Below are 17,397 nucleotides of genomic sequence, written 5' to 3'. Positions count from 1 at the left end.
CATCCGCGAGCTACTTTCAGTATTGAATGAGAAAAATACAAGAACAGGTGGCGAAAAACGATTCGTTTTTCGCCACCTGTTCTATTTTAGGGACTTATTGGACAGCCCCTTCAGTCAAAACCATGCAATTGTTTACTTTTTCTTTTCGGAACTATGGTCGTTCGTACAATAGCTATGCGGGTTATTTGAGGCCTTATGAATATTTCTTAAGTCGATTATAATTGGTTCATGAACCGTATTAACGTTTTCGCCGTCTGTGTTTTTAGGCATTGGAAAGTGAGTGGATGTTTCCTCCGGATCGAATTCCTCTATAGCGTCTTGACGTTCTGTTTGGCTTTCCATGAATGTTGTCGGATGTGGAAGCCCGGATTGTTCTTCTTCATGTCGTTTCATCCGTTCTTGTTTGTATCGCATATGGAGACGTTTTCGTTCTTCATCGGTACTGCTCTGTATATTGTTTGGTGTAATGTGTTGGTTGCTATTTTTTGGTTCGTATTCTGTTTTGTCAAAAAGCGTCTCAGCTCCGATCCTGCCTAAAGCACGGTTCTGATCGAATGGCATTTCATAGGTATCCGGCACGATGCTGTCCCTAAAATCGTTTTTTGGCATGCCGTCATCGCCGATATTAGAAGATAGGTCATGATTTTGTTGTAAATAAGCTGCTTCGGAAACAGGGCGATTGAATGGATTCGTTTCCGGCTTGTTTCGTTCTTCCAAAATTTCATACACCGTTTTTTCAGGTTCCCCTTCGACATAAAGCAGCCACTTGCCTTGTTTAATTTCCGATTCGTATTTTTTTAGATCTGCTTCATCCAATCCTATTTCAACTAACATGCTTCGTACATGGTTTTCCCCGGAAAAGAAACTAATGATGCGGTCTAAATAGTTGGATGGGGCGGATTGAATGTCATGAAATGACTTTCGCCTAAAAAGATCTACGTCCTCTTCATTTTTTGCAACGATATACATCGAAGAAGGATCAATACCTTTTTCCTCCAATTTCTCAATGGCGTCGATGATTGATTGCTCTGTATCATACAACCCGACAAAGGTTTTTTGTTCCATAGCAATTCCTCCTTTATCTATGCTCATCCATACCCGATTTTAGAAAATTGGAAACGAATGTACTTTCGTAATGGTCATTGTTTTCCATTCAAATTTAGTCCCGTTTTGATGTATGATAGAACGTATGGTTTCTATTTAACGCATTGTAATTCGGGTTTTGCAATGGTTAATCTAGTTTGAAATCCACTCATATAGGTATCAATTAAGGCTACGATATCGGAAATATCTTATTGAACAACGAAAGGAGGTTGTCCTGTTGAGTGAATTGGAAGTCGTGACGTGCAGATTGGATATGACGAATCGTGCTCGAAAAGAAATTGGTAGATGGATAGTGGATGAACATGCCCTATTTTCGATGCAGGATCATTTTGATGTTTACATAGAAAAACAGCCCGCGAAACAGGACAATATGTCTTTCTCCTTTTATTTTGACCCGAAGACGAATGTCCAATTGCGTAATTTTTTGGACGGAAGAGTGCCTATTTTGGAATGTGTATATAAGAATGAAGGGTTTGTCGCTACGAACTTTCGTGTGAGAGGCAGGAGAGAGCGTGTCCAGACGAATCGACGCTATGCCGCGCGATTGAAGTTCGCCTTAGGATCTACTGGAAAAGTGATGCCAATTCAGTTGTATACAGCTTTACGCGAACTTCCGATAGCGGAAGAACGATCCGCCTATGTAGAAAAACGCATTAAAAGCTGGGAAGGATATTTACGGATTGAGGAAAAGAATGCAGATGTGGAAGATATGGTGGCTCATTTTTCTCAGCCTTTTTATAATGAAGATTTCAGTAAGTTAACGATTGTATGCAGCGGATTGGAAGCAAAAGATTGGAATACGATTGTTCGTTTCAGTGCGAAGCTAAAAGGGCAGCAAGAGGATATTGGCACTGTAATCGATGTGAAACGATCGAGTCGAAAAGTAAAAATAGAATTGACCCGTAAATCGCAAGCGAAAGCACGGCATGGAACATTGCTTCCGAATAACGTAAATGAAATTGTCTTCAGCAATTTTGCTCAATTGAGCCAGATCAAAAGACTCCGGAAAGGCTTCAAAGATTTGCAGGATGGGATTGCGGCAAACGCCAATTTGGAAAAGGTTTTATTTGAAGAGCGTCCTGTCGTTCAAATTACAAATAAACAAGTCGAGTTAGAATTCCATCATCCTTTAAATGAATTTCAGCGTGAAGCCGTTACAGGCGCTATGTCCGCGCATGACTTATACGTCATTCAAGGACCACCAGGAACGGGAAAAACGACAGTTATTTCTGAGCTTTGTCATCAGTTAGTGAAAGCCGGACAACGGACGTTAGTTGCTTCGCAATCCAATTTGGCAGTAGACAATGCTTTAGGGCGTCTACTATCCGATCCGGGCATCCGCATTTTGCGTTATGGCAGAACGGAAAGCATTGAAGAGGAAGGTAAGCGTTTCATTGAAGAAAATGTTGCCTTGCATTGGCGGGACGAAACTTTTGAAGCGGTTGAAACAGAAAGGCGCCATCATGCAGAACGTGAACGTGAAGTGAGTGAAGAGATTTCGCGATTAGTGGATGAAGAGGCGCGATTGCTAAAAGAAATTGAGGATATTGAACAGAAAATTGTAGAAAAGCAAGCTGCTGAAGCTGAACATGCCGAGTTGTCGAAACAACATAGGGAAATGCAGACTGAAAAAATGGAGTTGAAAAGGAAAGAAACAGAAGCAGCTGAACAGTTAGATAACATTCGAGCTGTGATCGAAACGTTAAAAGCTGAAACGGCGATTGCAGAACAGAAAAGAAAAGAGATGGCCATTCCTTCAGAAATGGTGCTTGAAATGGAAGAGAAGCAGCAAAGAGTTGCATTCTTACAACGAACGTTGCGTTATTTCCAAACAGAAGAAGCGATTGAAGTTGCTCAATCTTCTGTTAGAAGAATGGAAGAGGATGCTGCAAGAAAAACTGTACAATGTGAGCCAATTAGACAGTTTTTAACGCTGCTTGCCCCGGTTCGCAAGCTTCAGGAAGTAGAAGATCTATTCGCTGCCCTTCAGCTTAAACCATCTTTGCCGATCAGTTTGGAGATCAACGCCCTGCGTAAATTGAGAACGGAAATTCAAAGAGGAATTTACCCTTATGAATTAAGGGAATGGAGTGAAGTCGAGGAGAGGCTAGTAAAAGGAATTGATTATGCTCAATCACTATTGAATAAAAACTCCTATCCGGTTGAACAAATGAAACCGAGACAGACTGATCGTTTTCAAACAACCGATGAAATGCATGAAATGTTAGATCAATTCGGCCGGTATTTAAGCGCAAAGGAGACGAAGCGACAAATTGCAATGCAAAATAATCCAGCAAAATTAGCTCTATTGCAACGCATTGCAAAGAATGTTGCGTATTTGTTAGGGAAAAAAGATGACGTGGAAAAACGGATGGCTGCTATTAAAGCTTCCTCAAATGAAGAAGCGGCCAATCGTTTTTTATTGGTAAAAAATGAAATTCAAGAAGAGTTTACGGAACGGCTGCGCTCATTGGAAGCTGAAATGACTGCAGCAAAGGAGGACGTTGTAAAGCAAATCGAGGAAATCGCCAACTTGAAAAAAGAACATGCAGAGCTTGCAGAAAGTGTCGATGAAGATGCAGACCGCAACACAATCGAGCGAGAAATTACTGCATTGAAAAAAGAAATTTCCGCATTTGAAGATCGCTCCGCAAAAGTAACGATCATTGAACGTTCAATCGTTGAAAAAAGAGAAGCGCTCGTTGAGCAATTAAGGAAGCTTGAAGATGCGCAAAATGCATTGGATGACATTCTTTCAAAACAGTTATTGATGACGGAAAATGTCGTACATGTTGAGGAACGGCTCGATGTTTTATATGAAATAACACGTATCAATGTGGAACAAATGAAAAAAGAACTGTTAGAAGAAGTCCGTTCAATCGGACAACGGAAGGTTGAATTGCAGCATGAGCAGAAGCGGCTGCCGATTATTCAGGAGCTACAGGAAGAATGGAGCGGTTTATTATCCGAAGCAAGCTCTTATGATTTGGATGAAATTCGGAAATTATATGTAAAACATGCCAATGTTATCGGCACGACTTGCGTTGCGTCAGCGAGAAAGGATTTTGCTGAGGATTACCCGGACTTTGATGTTGTCATTATTGATGAAGTGTCAAAAGCGACGCCGCCAGAACTGTTATTGCCGATGCTAAAAGGGAAAAAGATCATTTTAGTTGGAGACCATCATCAACTGCCCCCTTTAATCGGTAGGGAAACGATGGAGGAGTTTGTGGATGAAATCAATGATGAAACGGAAAAGAATGAGCTGCGCAGCTTGCTAAAAGAATCGTTGTTCGAACGATTGTTCAGGACATTGCCTAAGAAAAACAAAACAATGCTCTCCATCCAGTATCGTATGCATGAGAAAATAATGGATGCGATTGCTCCATTTTACGAGGAAGGCAACTATCGCCTCCGCTGTGGGCTGGATGATTCGGAACGGGTGCGTGACCATTTCCTCCATTCCCGCTACTTTAATCGCAATGACCATTTATTATGGTTTGATATGCCGAATGAGCCGGATTATTTTGAGGCGCAAGTGAAAGGCGGCACTAGTTTGTACAACGAAGCGGAATTACAAATGATTGGGGAGCTATTAGAGGATTTGGATGAGGCGACTGAGCAAGCGAAAAGGGAAGGGAGACTCCCTGCTGACAGTAAAAAAAGCGTTGGGATCATTAGTTTTTATGGCGAACAAGTAAAGCGGATTGACCGCTTGATTGAGCAAGAAATTCGCCCTAATCATTTGCATTGTCGGACAGGCTCGGTCGATAAGTTTCAAGGGATGGAAATGGATGTTATTTTGTTAAGCTTTGTCCGAAACCATCAGCAGCCAAGCGGTACAATCGGCTTTGCGGAGGATTACCGCAGATTGAACGTCGCACTGTCACGCGCAAGGGAGTTACTATTGATCGTTGGGAGCTCGGAAATGTTTACGAAACGGCCAAAAAAAGCGGAAACGAGGGAAATGTATAGCCGCTTAGTAGAGCAAGTAAGGCGGTTAAACGGTTTCCGTTTGTTACATCATGCGGGAGGACGAGCCAATGGATAATGTGAAAAAGAATTTAAACAGGGAGTTGTTAGCCGATCCAAACGTCCGCCTATTGCATTCGGCAACGTGGACAATACCTATTCAAGAAATTGAAATTTCCTATGAAACAGTAAAGCGTACACCGATGGATTTGCTTATGAAAATGCTACTCATCGTTTTCAGCAAAATGCAAACAGATTCGGTTGAAGAGATAAGTGACCTTTTGCGTGTTGAACCATTGTTCATTGAAGACATGATAAAAAGTATGCAATACGCAAAAATGATCGAAAAGAAGCCGGAGTATTTCAGTTTAACTGAAACAGGAAAAGAGCAGTTGAAATTAGGAATTTTTATTCACCCGCCTGAAAAAGAAGAGAAGACAGCCTATTATAGCAGTACACATGGCGAATTTCTTTTCGGGGAATTAAAAGAGGGAAGTGAACCGTTGTATCGCTATGCAAAAGAAGAAGTAGCGGTGGAGAAAATTGAAGAGAACCAGCTGCGAAAAGCTGTGGACAAACTATCTGCAACAATAGAAGAAGAAATGCTTATTACAGTTCAATCCATTCGATCTGTAACGGAGCTCGATATGCATACGGTTCCTATTTTTGAGTACCATTTGTATCATGCGGCCGAGGATAAAATGTATGCACGCGTTTGGAACAGTTTATCCGCTCAATGGGATGAACAATTGGCAGAGGAAATTATGGAGAAAGAACTTTCAACATGGAGAGAGCACTATAAAATATGAAAAAGAGGTTGTCTGAAGCGTTCTTGCTTTCATGATAACCTCTTTTACTTATTTGAAAAATAAATAGCGAGCAATAGACAGGAAAGCATGCGGGATTGCACCGTTGAAATACGCACTTTCTCCAGTTGCCAAATAGGCAGCTTGTTGACAATCGAACGGCGAAGGGTTCGATTTGCCGTATTGCGCTCTTAGCAGAAATTAAGGCACCTTTAGGACGTGGCGTTCTTAGGTTGCCTTCCTTGACAAGCGTTTTCAAGCCAAGCTGGGCAAACGCTTATTCCATGACTAAAAACCTTAAAAAGACTGCAGACAAAGTGAAAAAATACTTTGTCTACAGTCTGTAGGTTCTATGTAATCGATGGATTTACCTAACCAATGTTATTGAGAATGGTGAATGTAGAAAAATGGCATATTCTCGTGCATGCGACTCACGGAACTTACTAGCTTCCATACAATAGAAAGAAGAAGGTAAGAAGGGGTATGTCTCATGGAGAAACAGGATCCTCATTTTGATATCGGACATAATCAGCGCCAGTTCGTATATAATCCTTACGAATCTTTCATTGAGCAACAATTGGAGATGTATACACTTATTTTAGATCGTTTAAAGAAGTTGGAGTCGGCGGTTGATTGGTTGGTGGAACAGCAAATAGAGCAAAGAAAGCGTCATTATCGTTTGAGCAACAGGCTGCTGTCCATCTATCACAGGCAATTGGATGATTTAGATCTTCAATCGGATGCATTCGAATTGTTGCAAGAGCAGAAGAGCGATATTAGCCGTTTGCGCAGAAGTTTGAGGAATCACCGTTATACGATGAATGAGTTTGTTTTCAATAGTCAAGAGGACACACAAGATATTATAAAAATGTTAGAGAATTTGCAGAAACGAAAGTTGGATGATTCTGGAGATCAATAGTAATCAGCAAGTCCAAGAAGAATTAGAGGATAATGGAAGAGATAATTTATAACAAAACCAGTGAAGGTACTATTTGTAGCTTCACTGGTTTCTTTTAGGCAGCAAATTCTTTAGAACAATGCATTACAAATCAAGCTTGTCGTTTTTTCTCGAATTGAGTTCAGCATCATTTCGTTTATTGCGCTTTACATTTGAGCGATCTTCGAACTCTCCAGTCACTTCTACATTACCGTCTTGCTCCATGTACGCTTCTTCATGCTTCACTGAATCGCGCACTGTTTCGACATCTTCCACTTCGCGTTTGCCAATAACGATTTCTTCTGAAACATACGGTTTTTTCGTTACTTCAAGTCGTTCTTCCATAACTGGAATATGGATTGTTTCTTCATCATCTTGCAATCTGAAATCCGCTTCATTTTGTTCGTATTCATTTACCGGACGACGTTCTACATACACTTCCTCACGCATGACAGGAACATCGATCGATTGTTGTTCTTCTACGACATCCTTATGCAAGGAAATCTCCCCTTTTTCTACTTTCTCCTTATCGACGCTCAAGCGCTCTTCACGCAGCCGCATCGTTTCTTCATGTGGTGTTTCTGCCTTATATGCATTTGTTTCTTTCCGATTATTGTTTGGAGGTGTTTCATAGTTCGTTTGATTTACCAATGCTTCGCCTCCTACACGACCTAAATTTTCATTCGTCGCTGCATAAGGGGCATCGTATGCTTCCGGGAAAATCTCATCAGTTGTTTCATTTTCAATGACCCTGTTTGCGCCTAAATTCGGATCTGTTCCAAGGCCGGTTGCGCCAAATCTCTCCCCATTTGTCTTATAAAGCCGATTTGCCTCCCCTTCATCCACATAAAGAAGTTTTCCGCCAGCTTCAATATCTCTGTAATAAGCATCCATATCATTATCGTTTACGCCGACTTCCTTCAGCATGCTTCGAACATGGTCTTCTCCTGTCATAAAATCTATGAAACGATCGAACCAAGAATCTGGCGTCGTTTGGACATCCCCGTATTTAAGTCCCTGGAACATGGCTACATCGTTTTTATCCTTCGTAATGGCATATATATTTTCCCCATCAAACCCTTGCGCCTTTAAATCGTCTATTTGCTTCAATATCTCTTCGTCGTCATAGAACATACCAATAAATGTTTTGTCGTTCATACTTTGCCTCCTCCTTATGATTGTCTTCTTTTGATACCCTTTTTACAAAAACAAAAACTTTGGAAGAGTGATTGATAGCTTTTTCATGCATAAACTATTACAAAGCTTGTTGACAAGGGTTTTCAAGCCAAGCTGGGAAGCACTTATATAGTGACTACAAAACCTTAAAAAGACTGTAGACAAAGTAAAAAGATACTTTGTCTACAGTCTGATGCATTCCATTTAGGAATGTTTAAAATAATAATCACATTTGGGCGTTGTTCATCCTATCTATAAGGGAAGGGAATTTAATACGTTTGAAAGGGGATGCCGTTTGTTAATAGATGGCGTGTTCGCTGGAGGGGGATTGAAAGGATTTGCATTGGTCGGCGCTTATCAAGTGTTAGAAGAGAAAGGTTATCGTTTTCAACGTGTAGCGGGAACGAGTGCAGGAGCGTTACTTGCTTGCTTCATCGCGGCAGGTTATACGGGGAAGGAAATCGAGCAAATGATGCAAGAAGAGGATTTAGGGGCGCTATTGGATCCAAGAAAAACGATATTGCCACTGCCGTTCATGAAGTGGCTTATGCTTTATTGGCGAATGGGGTTATACCAAGGCAAAGCTTTGGAAGATTGGTTCTTTGAGAAGTTGTCGTTGAAAGGCATCTATACCTTTTCAGATTTGCCCGCCGGCTCGCTTAAATTAGTAGCATCTGACTTAACGAATGGCAAGTTAATCGTATTGCCGGATGATTTAATCCATTATGGCATTGAGCCTGAAACCTTTTCAATTGCAAGAGCATTGCGTATGAGCTGCGGCATTCCGTTTTTCTTCGAACCAGTAAAACTAAGAGTGCCTACAGGGGAGACGATCGTTGTAGATGGGGGTGTACTGAGCAATTTTCCAATGTGGCTGTTTGATGATGCGAATGGAAAGCGAGAACGACCGTTAATTGGCATGAAGCTAAGCCATCCGAAAGAGGAGATGGTCGGAAAAGAAATAAAAAATGCTTTGCACCTATTTGAAGCATTATTCTCTACGATGAAAAACGCGCATGACGAACGATATATTTCAAGAAAGCACGAAAAAGATATTATCTTTATTCCTGTTGAGCAATATAGCGCAACGCAATTCAATATGGAAGATGAACAAAAAGATGAGCTTATGCAAATTGGGCGACAACGAACAAATCAATTTCTACAAACATGGCCATATGCAAATCAGTCGGGAAAAATTTTTATGAGCCATTCGGAAGGAGGGATGCGTAAAGTCATATAATACGCAAACGGCCTGCCGATTGTCGACAGACCGTTTTTTCTTTTTATATGCGGATACCTAAAATTGAATTCCAAATGCTTTGCTCAAACTATAGTCGTTTGAAGCTATGGAATTTTGATTTCCAATAGGAATTGCTCAAGCTTGTAATTTGGGATTTCGATCCGCCAGCATGGACAAATTTATTATTGCCGACATAAATACCGACGTGTGAAATTCCTTTACGATATGTATTTTGGAAGAAAACAAGGTCACCAGGCTTTGGTGTTGACACTTTTTTAGATTGATTAAACTGACTTAATGTGTCGCGGGCAACTGTTTTTCCAGATTTTTTAAATGCGTATTGAACAAAGCCGCTGCAATCAAATCCCTTAGTTGTCGTGCCACCAAAACGGTACGGAATCCCAGTGAGCTGTTTAGCGACCGATACAACGTCATTCGATTTTGCAACTGTAGATGGTGCTGCCGTACTTTTCGTTAACAGCGTACTTAACGCCCAACCGGATTTTCCATTCACTTTTACTTGATACCATAATTCTTTACCTACTTTTTTCTCCCCAATGATGCTCACTGTTGTTCCTTTTTTCGCTAAAGTAACGATTTTATGGCCTGTACCTGCTCCGGAACGGATATTGACATTATATGCTGTTTTATACGTTTTTGAGCTCTTTGCAGCAGTAGCTGACGATGAAGCAGAAGTCTTCAACACTTGGTTTGGTTTAATGAGATCGGATGATAAGTTGTTCCATTTTATTAAATTTGCAACAGAAACATTTGTCTTTTTGGAAATCGTATATAATGATTCCCCTTTTTGGACTTTATGTGTAGAAGCATCCGCGTTTGTTGCGGCAATGCCTAAAGTAAGCGATCCAGCTAAGATGAACGATATAGCAACTTTCTTCATAATATTAAAATCCCCTAACTTTTATCTTTATATAATGAACACGCTTTTCATTGTAAAGAATGAGTATTACGGGAAGGATGCAGTGACGTTACAAAAACATTACAATTTTCATTTTAGTAAGTAGGCTGTAATAATAAATATATAGAATTATCATTCTTGATAAACTTATCGTTATATTTTAATTAATAGAACATATTATGGATGTGTATCCTTTCCATTTTCAGTACATACTATAGAGTGAACTGAAGAATGGAGGGATTTGTATGATCCAATTGGTAGAGATGTATGCAATCATTAAAGAACATCGTCAAAAAACGACTTCGCGACGAAAGACGAGCGGAGAACTCAGAGTGCAAGCATTGCGTAAAGAAAACGAACGGTTGAACAGGCAATAGTCTGCTTAACCGTTTTTTATTTTACGAAGCCTTCTATTTTACAAATGAAATAAGAAATGTGTAACCCTATAGACGGGAAGTGCAATGGATGTGAGCATTTTCACTTTTAGAAAGTGTTCTATCTCTTTCCAAAAAGGTGTATGCCATAAGCAAAGCTAAAAATAAGTATTAAGAAAAAGGATAAATCCTTCATGCTTATATATTTTAAATATTTGTTCGACTTCTAAAAGTCTTACAGAAGCAGCTGAATTGATTTATTGTCCCCAAGTTAGTTAGCTATCTTATTTTTTTTGTCAACATTTCTACAACTTTCCGGCTATCTTCATAGGCAAATATGCTTTATAATGTATAGTATCTTTATGAAGGAGTTGGGGATGGCTTGAAGCCTATTTCAAAGTTTGCAGCAAAGATTGTCGTCCTTGTCCTCTTAGTCGCGGGAATTGCAGGAACTGTCGGATGGTATGTCTCTGGGGCAAATAAAGGGAAAGAGGTTTCGTTTTCCGAATTGGAGAAAATGATCGCTCTTCAGAACGGCCATTCGATATCCTTGAAAGAAAAAGCTGACGGAACTTTGTCTGTACAAACGGAAGATGGATTGTACACAACTACTGTTCGTCCGCAAAGCACTTTAGCAGAGCAATTGGTCGAAAAATACGACCTTTCCTATAAATATGTGGATAGTGGGCAGTATGGCGGTTTAATTATCGGTGGTCTCATCATCGCATCGTTTTTAACACTATTCATTTTGCATAAAAAAGGGAAGTTAGGTGTCGGTATCTCTTCAATGAAGAAAAGCGCTTCACAAGAGACGCCACTTCCTAATATTTCACTGAAAGATATTGGTGGATTGCCGGATGAAATGAAGGATGAGATCCAGCAGACGCTATCGATCATTAAAGATCCGAAGCGGGCTGCTCAAATTGGCATTCAACCGCCGAAGGGCATCTTGCTCTATGGTCCTCCGGGGACTGGGAAGACGTTGCTTGCACAAGCGATCGCTCAAGAGATTGGTGCCACATTTTATTCTTCCAGCGGGTCTGCATTCACCGAGTTATATGTTGGTGTCGGAGCTTCAAGAGTTCGGACACTTTTCCAAAATGCACGGAAACAACGTCCAGCTGTTATTTTCATTGATGAAGTAGACGCACTTGCTGGCAAAAGGAAAGAGCATGGTGGTGAGGAGTCCGAGAAAACGCTGACGGAGTTGCTTGTTCAATTGGATGGCGGAAATGATAATGACGGCATATTGTTCATCGCAGCGACGAACCGGAAAGATATGTTGGATGATGCTTTCCTTCGTCCCGGCCGTATCGATTACACATTTAATGTGCCTCTTCCAGATGCGAATGGACGCCGTGAAATTATTAACATCCATACGAAAGGGCGTATGCTTGCGGATGAAGTTTTCGCATCATTAGACACTTTAGCCGAAAGTACATCGGGGTTTTCTGGTGCGGAGCTGAGCGCTTTATTTGAAACCGCTAGTAAACGTGCAATCCGTGATGGCAGGGAACAGATTGCTAAAAGCGACCTTGACTTTGCGATTGATCGCACCATATTAGGAAGCACATCGCGTGCATTGAACGATCCGGAGACGAAGAGACGTGTCGCAATCCATGAATCCGGGCATGCTTTAATCGCGGCATTGACAAAGCCGGGGTCCGTCCGGAAAGCGACGATCATTCCGCGCGGACAAGCATTAGGCTATGTAGCCCCGATCCCAAAAGAGCTGCACTTGCAAACAGCGAGCGAGCTAATGGATCAAGTGAGCATGATTTTGGCTGGCGGTGTTGCAGAGCGTCTTTATCTCGGTGAGCACAGTGTCGGTGTCAGCGGAGACGTTCAGCAAGCAAAAGATATTTTAGAAAAAATGGTTGACATGGGTGTATTGCAGGACGGCTTCACATTGACGTTCAATAAAGGTGAGCGAGAAGAGAAAATGCAATTGCTCTATAAGAAAGCTCTCCAAAAGACGGAAATGCTGCTTCAAGAAAATGCACCACAGTTTGAGCAATTAGTTGAAGCGTTAATGCGGAAAGAAACATTAGATGGTACTGAAGTTCAAGAAATCGTTGATCGTAAAATTGGTGCTAACGTGGAACAATTAGTCATTAGTTAATAAAAAAATTATAGTAAAGACTATGCAGGAGGACTCAATGGTCCTTTGCATAGTCTTTTTTACTTTATAGGTTTATCGCATCTGCTTCTTATTGTTAAGGTTTTTTGTATTGACTGAAAGAATAAAAACATTTTTAAAACAGTAAAAATAATGAGGCGAAAGACTTTAGGATTACCTTTGTTTCAAGACTTTACTAAATTTGATTTACACAAAAAAATGAATCGAAAGACATACTATGTTTAAAAAATGGCATCATTTGTCATATTTTATTAGAAAAAATTATTGGAATACGCATGAAATTATTAATTCTTTAATTTTAAATAAACTTTAGTTCTGGTGACTATGGACCTGTCTTGCGTTAAAACGTATTTGTCACAGTTTTGACATAAGAATATGCGCGTGATAATAATTAAGGCATTAGGTACCTATTAGCACTTGAATAGAATACGAGGTTCATAATGAAAGAGGGGTTGGGATGTTAGAAGCAAAGAGACGGGCTGCCATATTTTTGATTTTGGCCTTTATTTTAGCGGCAGCTACTGGATATCTAATTTTAGAGAAGGTGAAGCAGCTTAATGCTGATTTGGGTGGCATGACATCAGTATATATAGCAAAGGAATCGATACCTTCCCGAACTGCGATTCAGCCCTCACAAGTGACAAAAATGGATATTCCTAATAAATTCGTTACAGATAGCCATATCCTTTCACAAGATGAATTTGAACACCAAGTTTCTACTGTTCCGTTGAATCCAGGTGATCTTATTACGAAAAATATGATTAAACCTGTATCAAATTTGCAAAACGCAAATAACCGTCTTGTGACAATGTATAGAACCGATAAAGTGCAGTTCGATCAAGTTCTGACTGCATTGGATCGAGTGGATATCATCGTTTCAACAAGTGACGGATCTAAAAAAAAGACAGAAATATTCATGAAAGATGTCTTAGTCGCTTTTGCTCAAGGAACGGATGACAATTTTGCAGGAGTAGCTGTAGAGGTTTCTGCTGAAGAGGCTCCTAAGCTGATCCATATGCAAAACTATGCAGACCATATTCGTGTATTAAAAGCGAACGTTGGAGATGCTGCTACATTCGGGGAAGGGACGGACCAAGTATTAGGCAAGGATGACGAATCACTAGAAACCGAAACGAAGCCTCCTGAATCAAAAGAGGAAGGGCAAGTGACCGAAGAAAAAAAGGATCAGCCTGAACAAGGTAAAACAGAAGATGAATCAGTGCAAGAAAATAAGTCGGAAGATTCGGTTAACTGATAAGTACATATTTGAAGGGTGAGGCCGATGGATAATAGTTTAAATATCATGATTGTCTCAGACGATGAAGCGCTCATGTCCCAACTAATGACAATTGCAGAAACGAAAGCTGATCGTGTCATTGGCGTCAAATCGAAAGATGCAGTCCGTGAAATGAATAGAGATATCGTCCATATTGTCATTTTTGTTGATACGGATTCTGATACGTCAGTGGAGATTGTCCAAATGTTGAAAGTGATCAATCAAAACGCACTTATACTTTTTATTGCAAATGAATCTGATTTTAGTCTGCTGCGCAATACGACAAGAGCCGGAGTTGATGAATTTTATGTGTTTCCAGAAGAATCCGGTCTATTCTCAAGCAGGTTCCCAAATACAGTAAAAAGCTATGCTGCTAAAAAAGCAGCAAGCGAAGAGTCGAAAACATTATCGTTTGGTCGCGGACGAGGTAAAATCATTTCTTTTTACAGCGGTAAGGGAGGAAGCGGATGTTCACTGCTATCCTCAACATTTGCACAAACGATGAAATTGGAGTCCTCAGCTGAAGTCATTTTAATAGATCTAAATGGACAATATGGAGGAGTGGAAACGTTACTTTCTATCGAATCCAATCGTTCGTTGGCAGATTTAATGCCAGTTATTGATGAGTTGAACGAAAACCATATACGAAATGTATCGCAAACTCAAGAGCATTCTCAGATGGAAGTATTGATAAGCCCATGCGATGCAGAAGTTTTAGAAACTTTGAATGATGAGTTCATAGCAAGACTACTAAGAACATGCAGAAGAACGTTTGATTATGTCGTAGTAGATTTGCCATCGACTATTAACGAGCTTGTCGTCACAGCAATGGAAGAGTCTGACAAAATCTATTATGTGCTGACGCCGGACACACCTTCGCTGAAAATATTAAAACAATACGAAGAGCTATGTGAAAGATTAGGTTTATTGCTGTCGAGCCGAATGGAAATCGCTTTGAATAAATTATCCAAGGACTATGAAGTGAAGCAAAAAGACTTAAAAAATGTATTGCGTTACCCAGTTGTTGCTTCAATTAGACAAGATACAAAAGGATTGCAGCCTTTTATCAATCAAGGGATACCTGTAAGAAAGCTTGCGAAAGAACGGAAGATGATCCCATTTGCCAAGGATGTCCGGAAGTTTGCACGTGAAGTTGCAAAACAGTAGGAGGTGTTGAATGGTGAGTTCTTTATTTGAACGCCGAAAAGAAAAATTGGCGCAGAAGCAAGCGACATCCTATACGTATGAAAATCACTTAGTTGACGAATTGGTTGATCATTATAAAGCGCGATTGCTACGGGATACGAATCTTGAAGCCCTCACACAATTGACGCCAGGAGAAATGCGGCTGCGGATCGAGCAGTACGTGTCCCACTTTATGTCCGAGGAAAAAGTGATCATTTCACGGAATGATAAAGAGCTGCTCATTACAAGGATTTTAGATGAAGCCGTTGGTTATGGACCTTTAGAGCCGTTGATCAAGGATCCGGATATAACGGAAATTTTGATCAATGGTTTTGACGAGGTATACGTTGAAAAGGCGGGGCGATTGGAAACAGCGGATGTGTCTTTTCGAGATGATGAACATGTACGGCATATTGTGGACAGAATTGTTGCTCCTTTAGGAAGGCGTATCGATGAAAGCTCTCCGATGGTAGATGCTCGTTTACCAGATGGTAGCCGAGTGAATGCGGTCATTGCGCCAGTCAGTTTATCAGGGACGTTGGTGTCCATTCGGAAATTTCGGGAAGATCCTTTTCAAATGGAGGATTTGCTAAGGTTTTCCTCACTGAGTGAAACGATGTCACAGTTTTTAAAGGGGATAGTGAAAGCAAAAATGAATGTCTTGATCTCTGGAGGAACCGGATCAGGAAAGACGACTTTGCTAAACGTCGTCGCTGCTTCGATTCCACATGGTGAACGAGTCATTACAATCGAAGATTCTGCGGAATTGCGGCTTGACCGGCCGAATGTCGTAGGGATGGAAGCACGGCCAGCTAACGTCGAAGGGAAAGGTGAAGTGACGATAAGGAATTTGGTGCGAAATGCGCTACGGATGCGTCCAGACAGAATTATCGTCGGAGAAGTCCGAAGTGGCGAGGCATTTGACATGTTGCAAGCAATGAATACAGGGCATGAAGGTTCATTGACTACAGTACATGCCAATTCCCCGGAAGACGCGATGCGCCGAGTTGAATCGATGGTCATTATGGCGGGGATGGACTTGCCGTCGTCTGTTATTCGGGAATACGTTATCGGAGCATTAGATATTATTATTCAGGCAACCCGACTGACAGATGGCACAAGGAAAATTATTTCCATTTCGGAAGTGCAGAAATTTGATGATGGGTCCCATCGCGTTGTTGAAATTTTTAAATTCAAACGAACCGGTATGCTGGAAGACGGGACGGTCACCGGCCATTTCACAGCAACTGGAGAAATACCAATGTGTTTGGACAGAATTCGTACTTTTGGAATCGAGATGGATGAGCGGCTATTTGAAGTGAGAGAGGTGGTTTCTATATGATGGAAGCCCTCGTAGCCGCAGCAACTGTCTTCGTCTTCTTATATGCCATTTATCATTATTTAGGCATGAGGAAGTTGAAACGAGAATGGCGAAAAGAAGTACAGCAGTTTTATCTTGATGGAGAAAAAAGAAAAAGTGTCATTGTTCTTATCGGTACAAAATTCGATGAGACAGAATCTGCGAAGGCGATTGAACGGAAATTGTCTGACGCAAATATTCCGTTTACACCATCCGAATTCATCGGAGCGCTTATTGTCGGTTATTTAGGCATCATCATCGTACTTATGAACATGTTTAACTTACTTTTACTTCCATCATTATTCATTGCATTGTTATTAGTTGAAGGCAGTAGACGCCTGCTATTCATCTTAAGAAAAAACAAGAAAAAGCAAATGTTCATTGAACAGTTGCCGGAAATTTGCCGGATTTTAGCAAACTCTACAAGATCCGGAATGACACTTAATCAAGGAATCCAACTTATTTCCCAGGAAATAGCGGAACCTGCAAAAAGTGAGTTTAAGAGAATGGCGCATGAATTATCATTGGGCATAGACTTTTCGATGGCTCTTCGGACGATGGAAAAAAGGATAGAACATAAGGAATTTCAATTATTTGCCGCTACATTGCTTATTCAAAAAAAGGCAGGGGGCAATATTTCTGCGGTTTTAGATGAAATGAGCCAGACGTTGGATGAAAGGAAGCTGTTAAAACAAGAAGTGAAAACGATGACAGCTGAACAGCGATATGTTTCAAATATGGTTCCATTGATTCCTATTTTTTTAGTGTTAATGATGAACAATATTATTGATGGGTTTTTAGATCCATTATTTACAGGAATAGGAATTGTTTTACTGACACTATTTTTGATCGGCACTGTATTAACTTTTGTCATCGTTCGAAAAATCACGAATATTAGGGTGTGAGTA

Annotated in this window: 13 protein-coding genes; 10 read left to right on the top strand and 3 right to left on the bottom strand. The window is 40.6% G+C overall.

The genetic code is table 11. The annotated features are described in order from the left end of the window. Positions 1-132: 132 nt before the first annotated feature. Positions 133-1,065: a YflT domain-containing protein gene (locus WFH04_RS02310; RefSeq protein WP_336822439.1), complete on the bottom strand. Its 933-nt coding sequence runs from the start codon at positions 1,063-1,065 to the stop codon at positions 133-135. A 256-nt stretch (positions 1,066-1,321) separates the two neighbouring features. Between WFH04_RS02310 and WFH04_RS02305 the strand changes: the two genes are divergently transcribed. The 3 genes from WFH04_RS02305 to WFH04_RS02295 all read left to right on the top strand — a co-directional run bounded on the left by WFH04_RS02305 (position 1,322) and on the right by WFH04_RS02295 (position 6,801). Next, positions 1,322-5,155, top strand: a complete 3,834-nt coding sequence (locus tag WFH04_RS02305) for a DEAD/DEAH box helicase (RefSeq protein ID WP_336822438.1) — start codon at positions 1,322-1,324, stop codon at positions 5,153-5,155. Then, entirely contained in the window at positions 5,148-5,885 is a 738-nt protein-coding gene (locus WFH04_RS02300; protein WP_336822437.1) for a hypothetical protein, read from the top strand. Before WFH04_RS02305 ends, WFH04_RS02300 begins: the two co-directional genes overlap by 8 nt. 487 nt (positions 5,886-6,372) lie before the next feature. Continuing rightward, positions 6,373-6,801 (top strand): hypothetical protein, encoded by a 429-nt coding sequence (locus WFH04_RS02295; RefSeq protein WP_336822436.1) that lies wholly within the window; start codon positions 6,373-6,375, stop codon positions 6,799-6,801. 123 nt (positions 6,802-6,924) lie between these two features. Here the strand turns inward: WFH04_RS02295 and WFH04_RS02290 are convergent, their stop codons facing one another. Continuing rightward, entirely contained in the window at positions 6,925-7,977 is a 1,053-nt protein-coding gene (locus WFH04_RS02290; RefSeq protein ID WP_336822435.1) for a YsnF/AvaK domain-containing protein, read from the bottom strand. A 313-nt stretch (positions 7,978-8,290) separates the two neighbouring features. On the opposite strand from WFH04_RS02290, the gene WFH04_RS02285 reads away from it, so the two are divergent. Continuing rightward, positions 8,291-9,235 carry a patatin-like phospholipase family protein gene (locus WFH04_RS02285; protein ID WP_336822434.1) on the top strand — a complete coding sequence of 315 codons (945 nt, stop codon included), beginning with the start codon at positions 8,291-8,293 and terminating at the stop codon, positions 9,233-9,235. An 88-nt stretch (positions 9,236-9,323) separates the two neighbouring features. Here the strand turns inward: WFH04_RS02285 and WFH04_RS02280 are convergent, their stop codons facing one another. After that, the gene (locus WFH04_RS02280) at positions 9,324-10,136 is read right to left on the bottom strand and encodes a C40 family peptidase (RefSeq protein WP_336822433.1); all 813 of its coding nucleotides are present in this window, start codon (positions 10,134-10,136) and stop codon (positions 9,324-9,326) included. A 263-nt stretch (positions 10,137-10,399) separates the two neighbouring features. Here WFH04_RS02280 and WFH04_RS02275 point away from each other — a divergent pair, with 263 nt between their 5' ends. The 6 genes from WFH04_RS02275 to WFH04_RS02250 all read left to right on the top strand — a co-directional run bounded on the left by WFH04_RS02275 (position 10,400) and on the right by WFH04_RS02250 (position 17,394). Then, a complete protein-coding gene (locus tag WFH04_RS02275; protein ID WP_336822432.1) occupies positions 10,400-10,531 on the top strand; it encodes a hypothetical protein in 132 nt (43 codons plus the stop codon). Positions 10,532-10,910: 379 nt separating this feature from the next. Then, positions 10,911-12,650, top strand: a complete 1,740-nt coding sequence (locus WFH04_RS02270) for an AAA family ATPase (RefSeq protein WP_336822431.1) — start codon at positions 10,911-10,913, stop codon at positions 12,648-12,650. 475 nt (positions 12,651-13,125) lie between these two features. Continuing rightward, positions 13,126-13,923 carry a Flp pilus assembly protein CpaB gene (gene cpaB / locus WFH04_RS02265; RefSeq protein WP_336822430.1) on the top strand — a complete coding sequence of 266 codons (798 nt, stop codon included), beginning with the start codon at positions 13,126-13,128 and terminating at the stop codon, positions 13,921-13,923. A gap of 27 nt (positions 13,924-13,950) precedes the next feature. Further along, on the top strand, positions 13,951-15,111 hold the full coding sequence (locus WFH04_RS02260; protein WP_336822429.1) for a CpaE/TadZ family protein: 1,161 nt from the start codon (positions 13,951-13,953) through the stop codon (positions 15,109-15,111). A 10-nt stretch (positions 15,112-15,121) separates the two neighbouring features. Beyond that, entirely contained in the window at positions 15,122-16,471 is a 1,350-nt protein-coding gene (locus WFH04_RS02255; protein WP_381480267.1) for a TadA family conjugal transfer-associated ATPase, read from the top strand. Then, the gene (locus WFH04_RS02250) at positions 16,468-17,394 is read left to right on the top strand and encodes a type II secretion system F family protein (RefSeq protein WP_336822428.1); all 927 of its coding nucleotides are present in this window, start codon (positions 16,468-16,470) and stop codon (positions 17,392-17,394) included. Before WFH04_RS02255 ends, WFH04_RS02250 begins: the two co-directional genes overlap by 4 nt. Positions 17,395-17,397: the final 3 nt, after the last annotated feature.

The sequence above is a fragment of the Sporosarcina sp. USHLN248 genome (assembly GCF_037144575.1).
Taxonomy (GTDB): domain Bacteria; phylum Bacillota; class Bacilli; order Bacillales_A; family Planococcaceae; genus Sporosarcina; species Sporosarcina contaminans.
The sequence above is the reverse complement of the archived record's forward strand: the minus strand, read 5'-3'. Positions and strand labels throughout refer to the sequence as shown.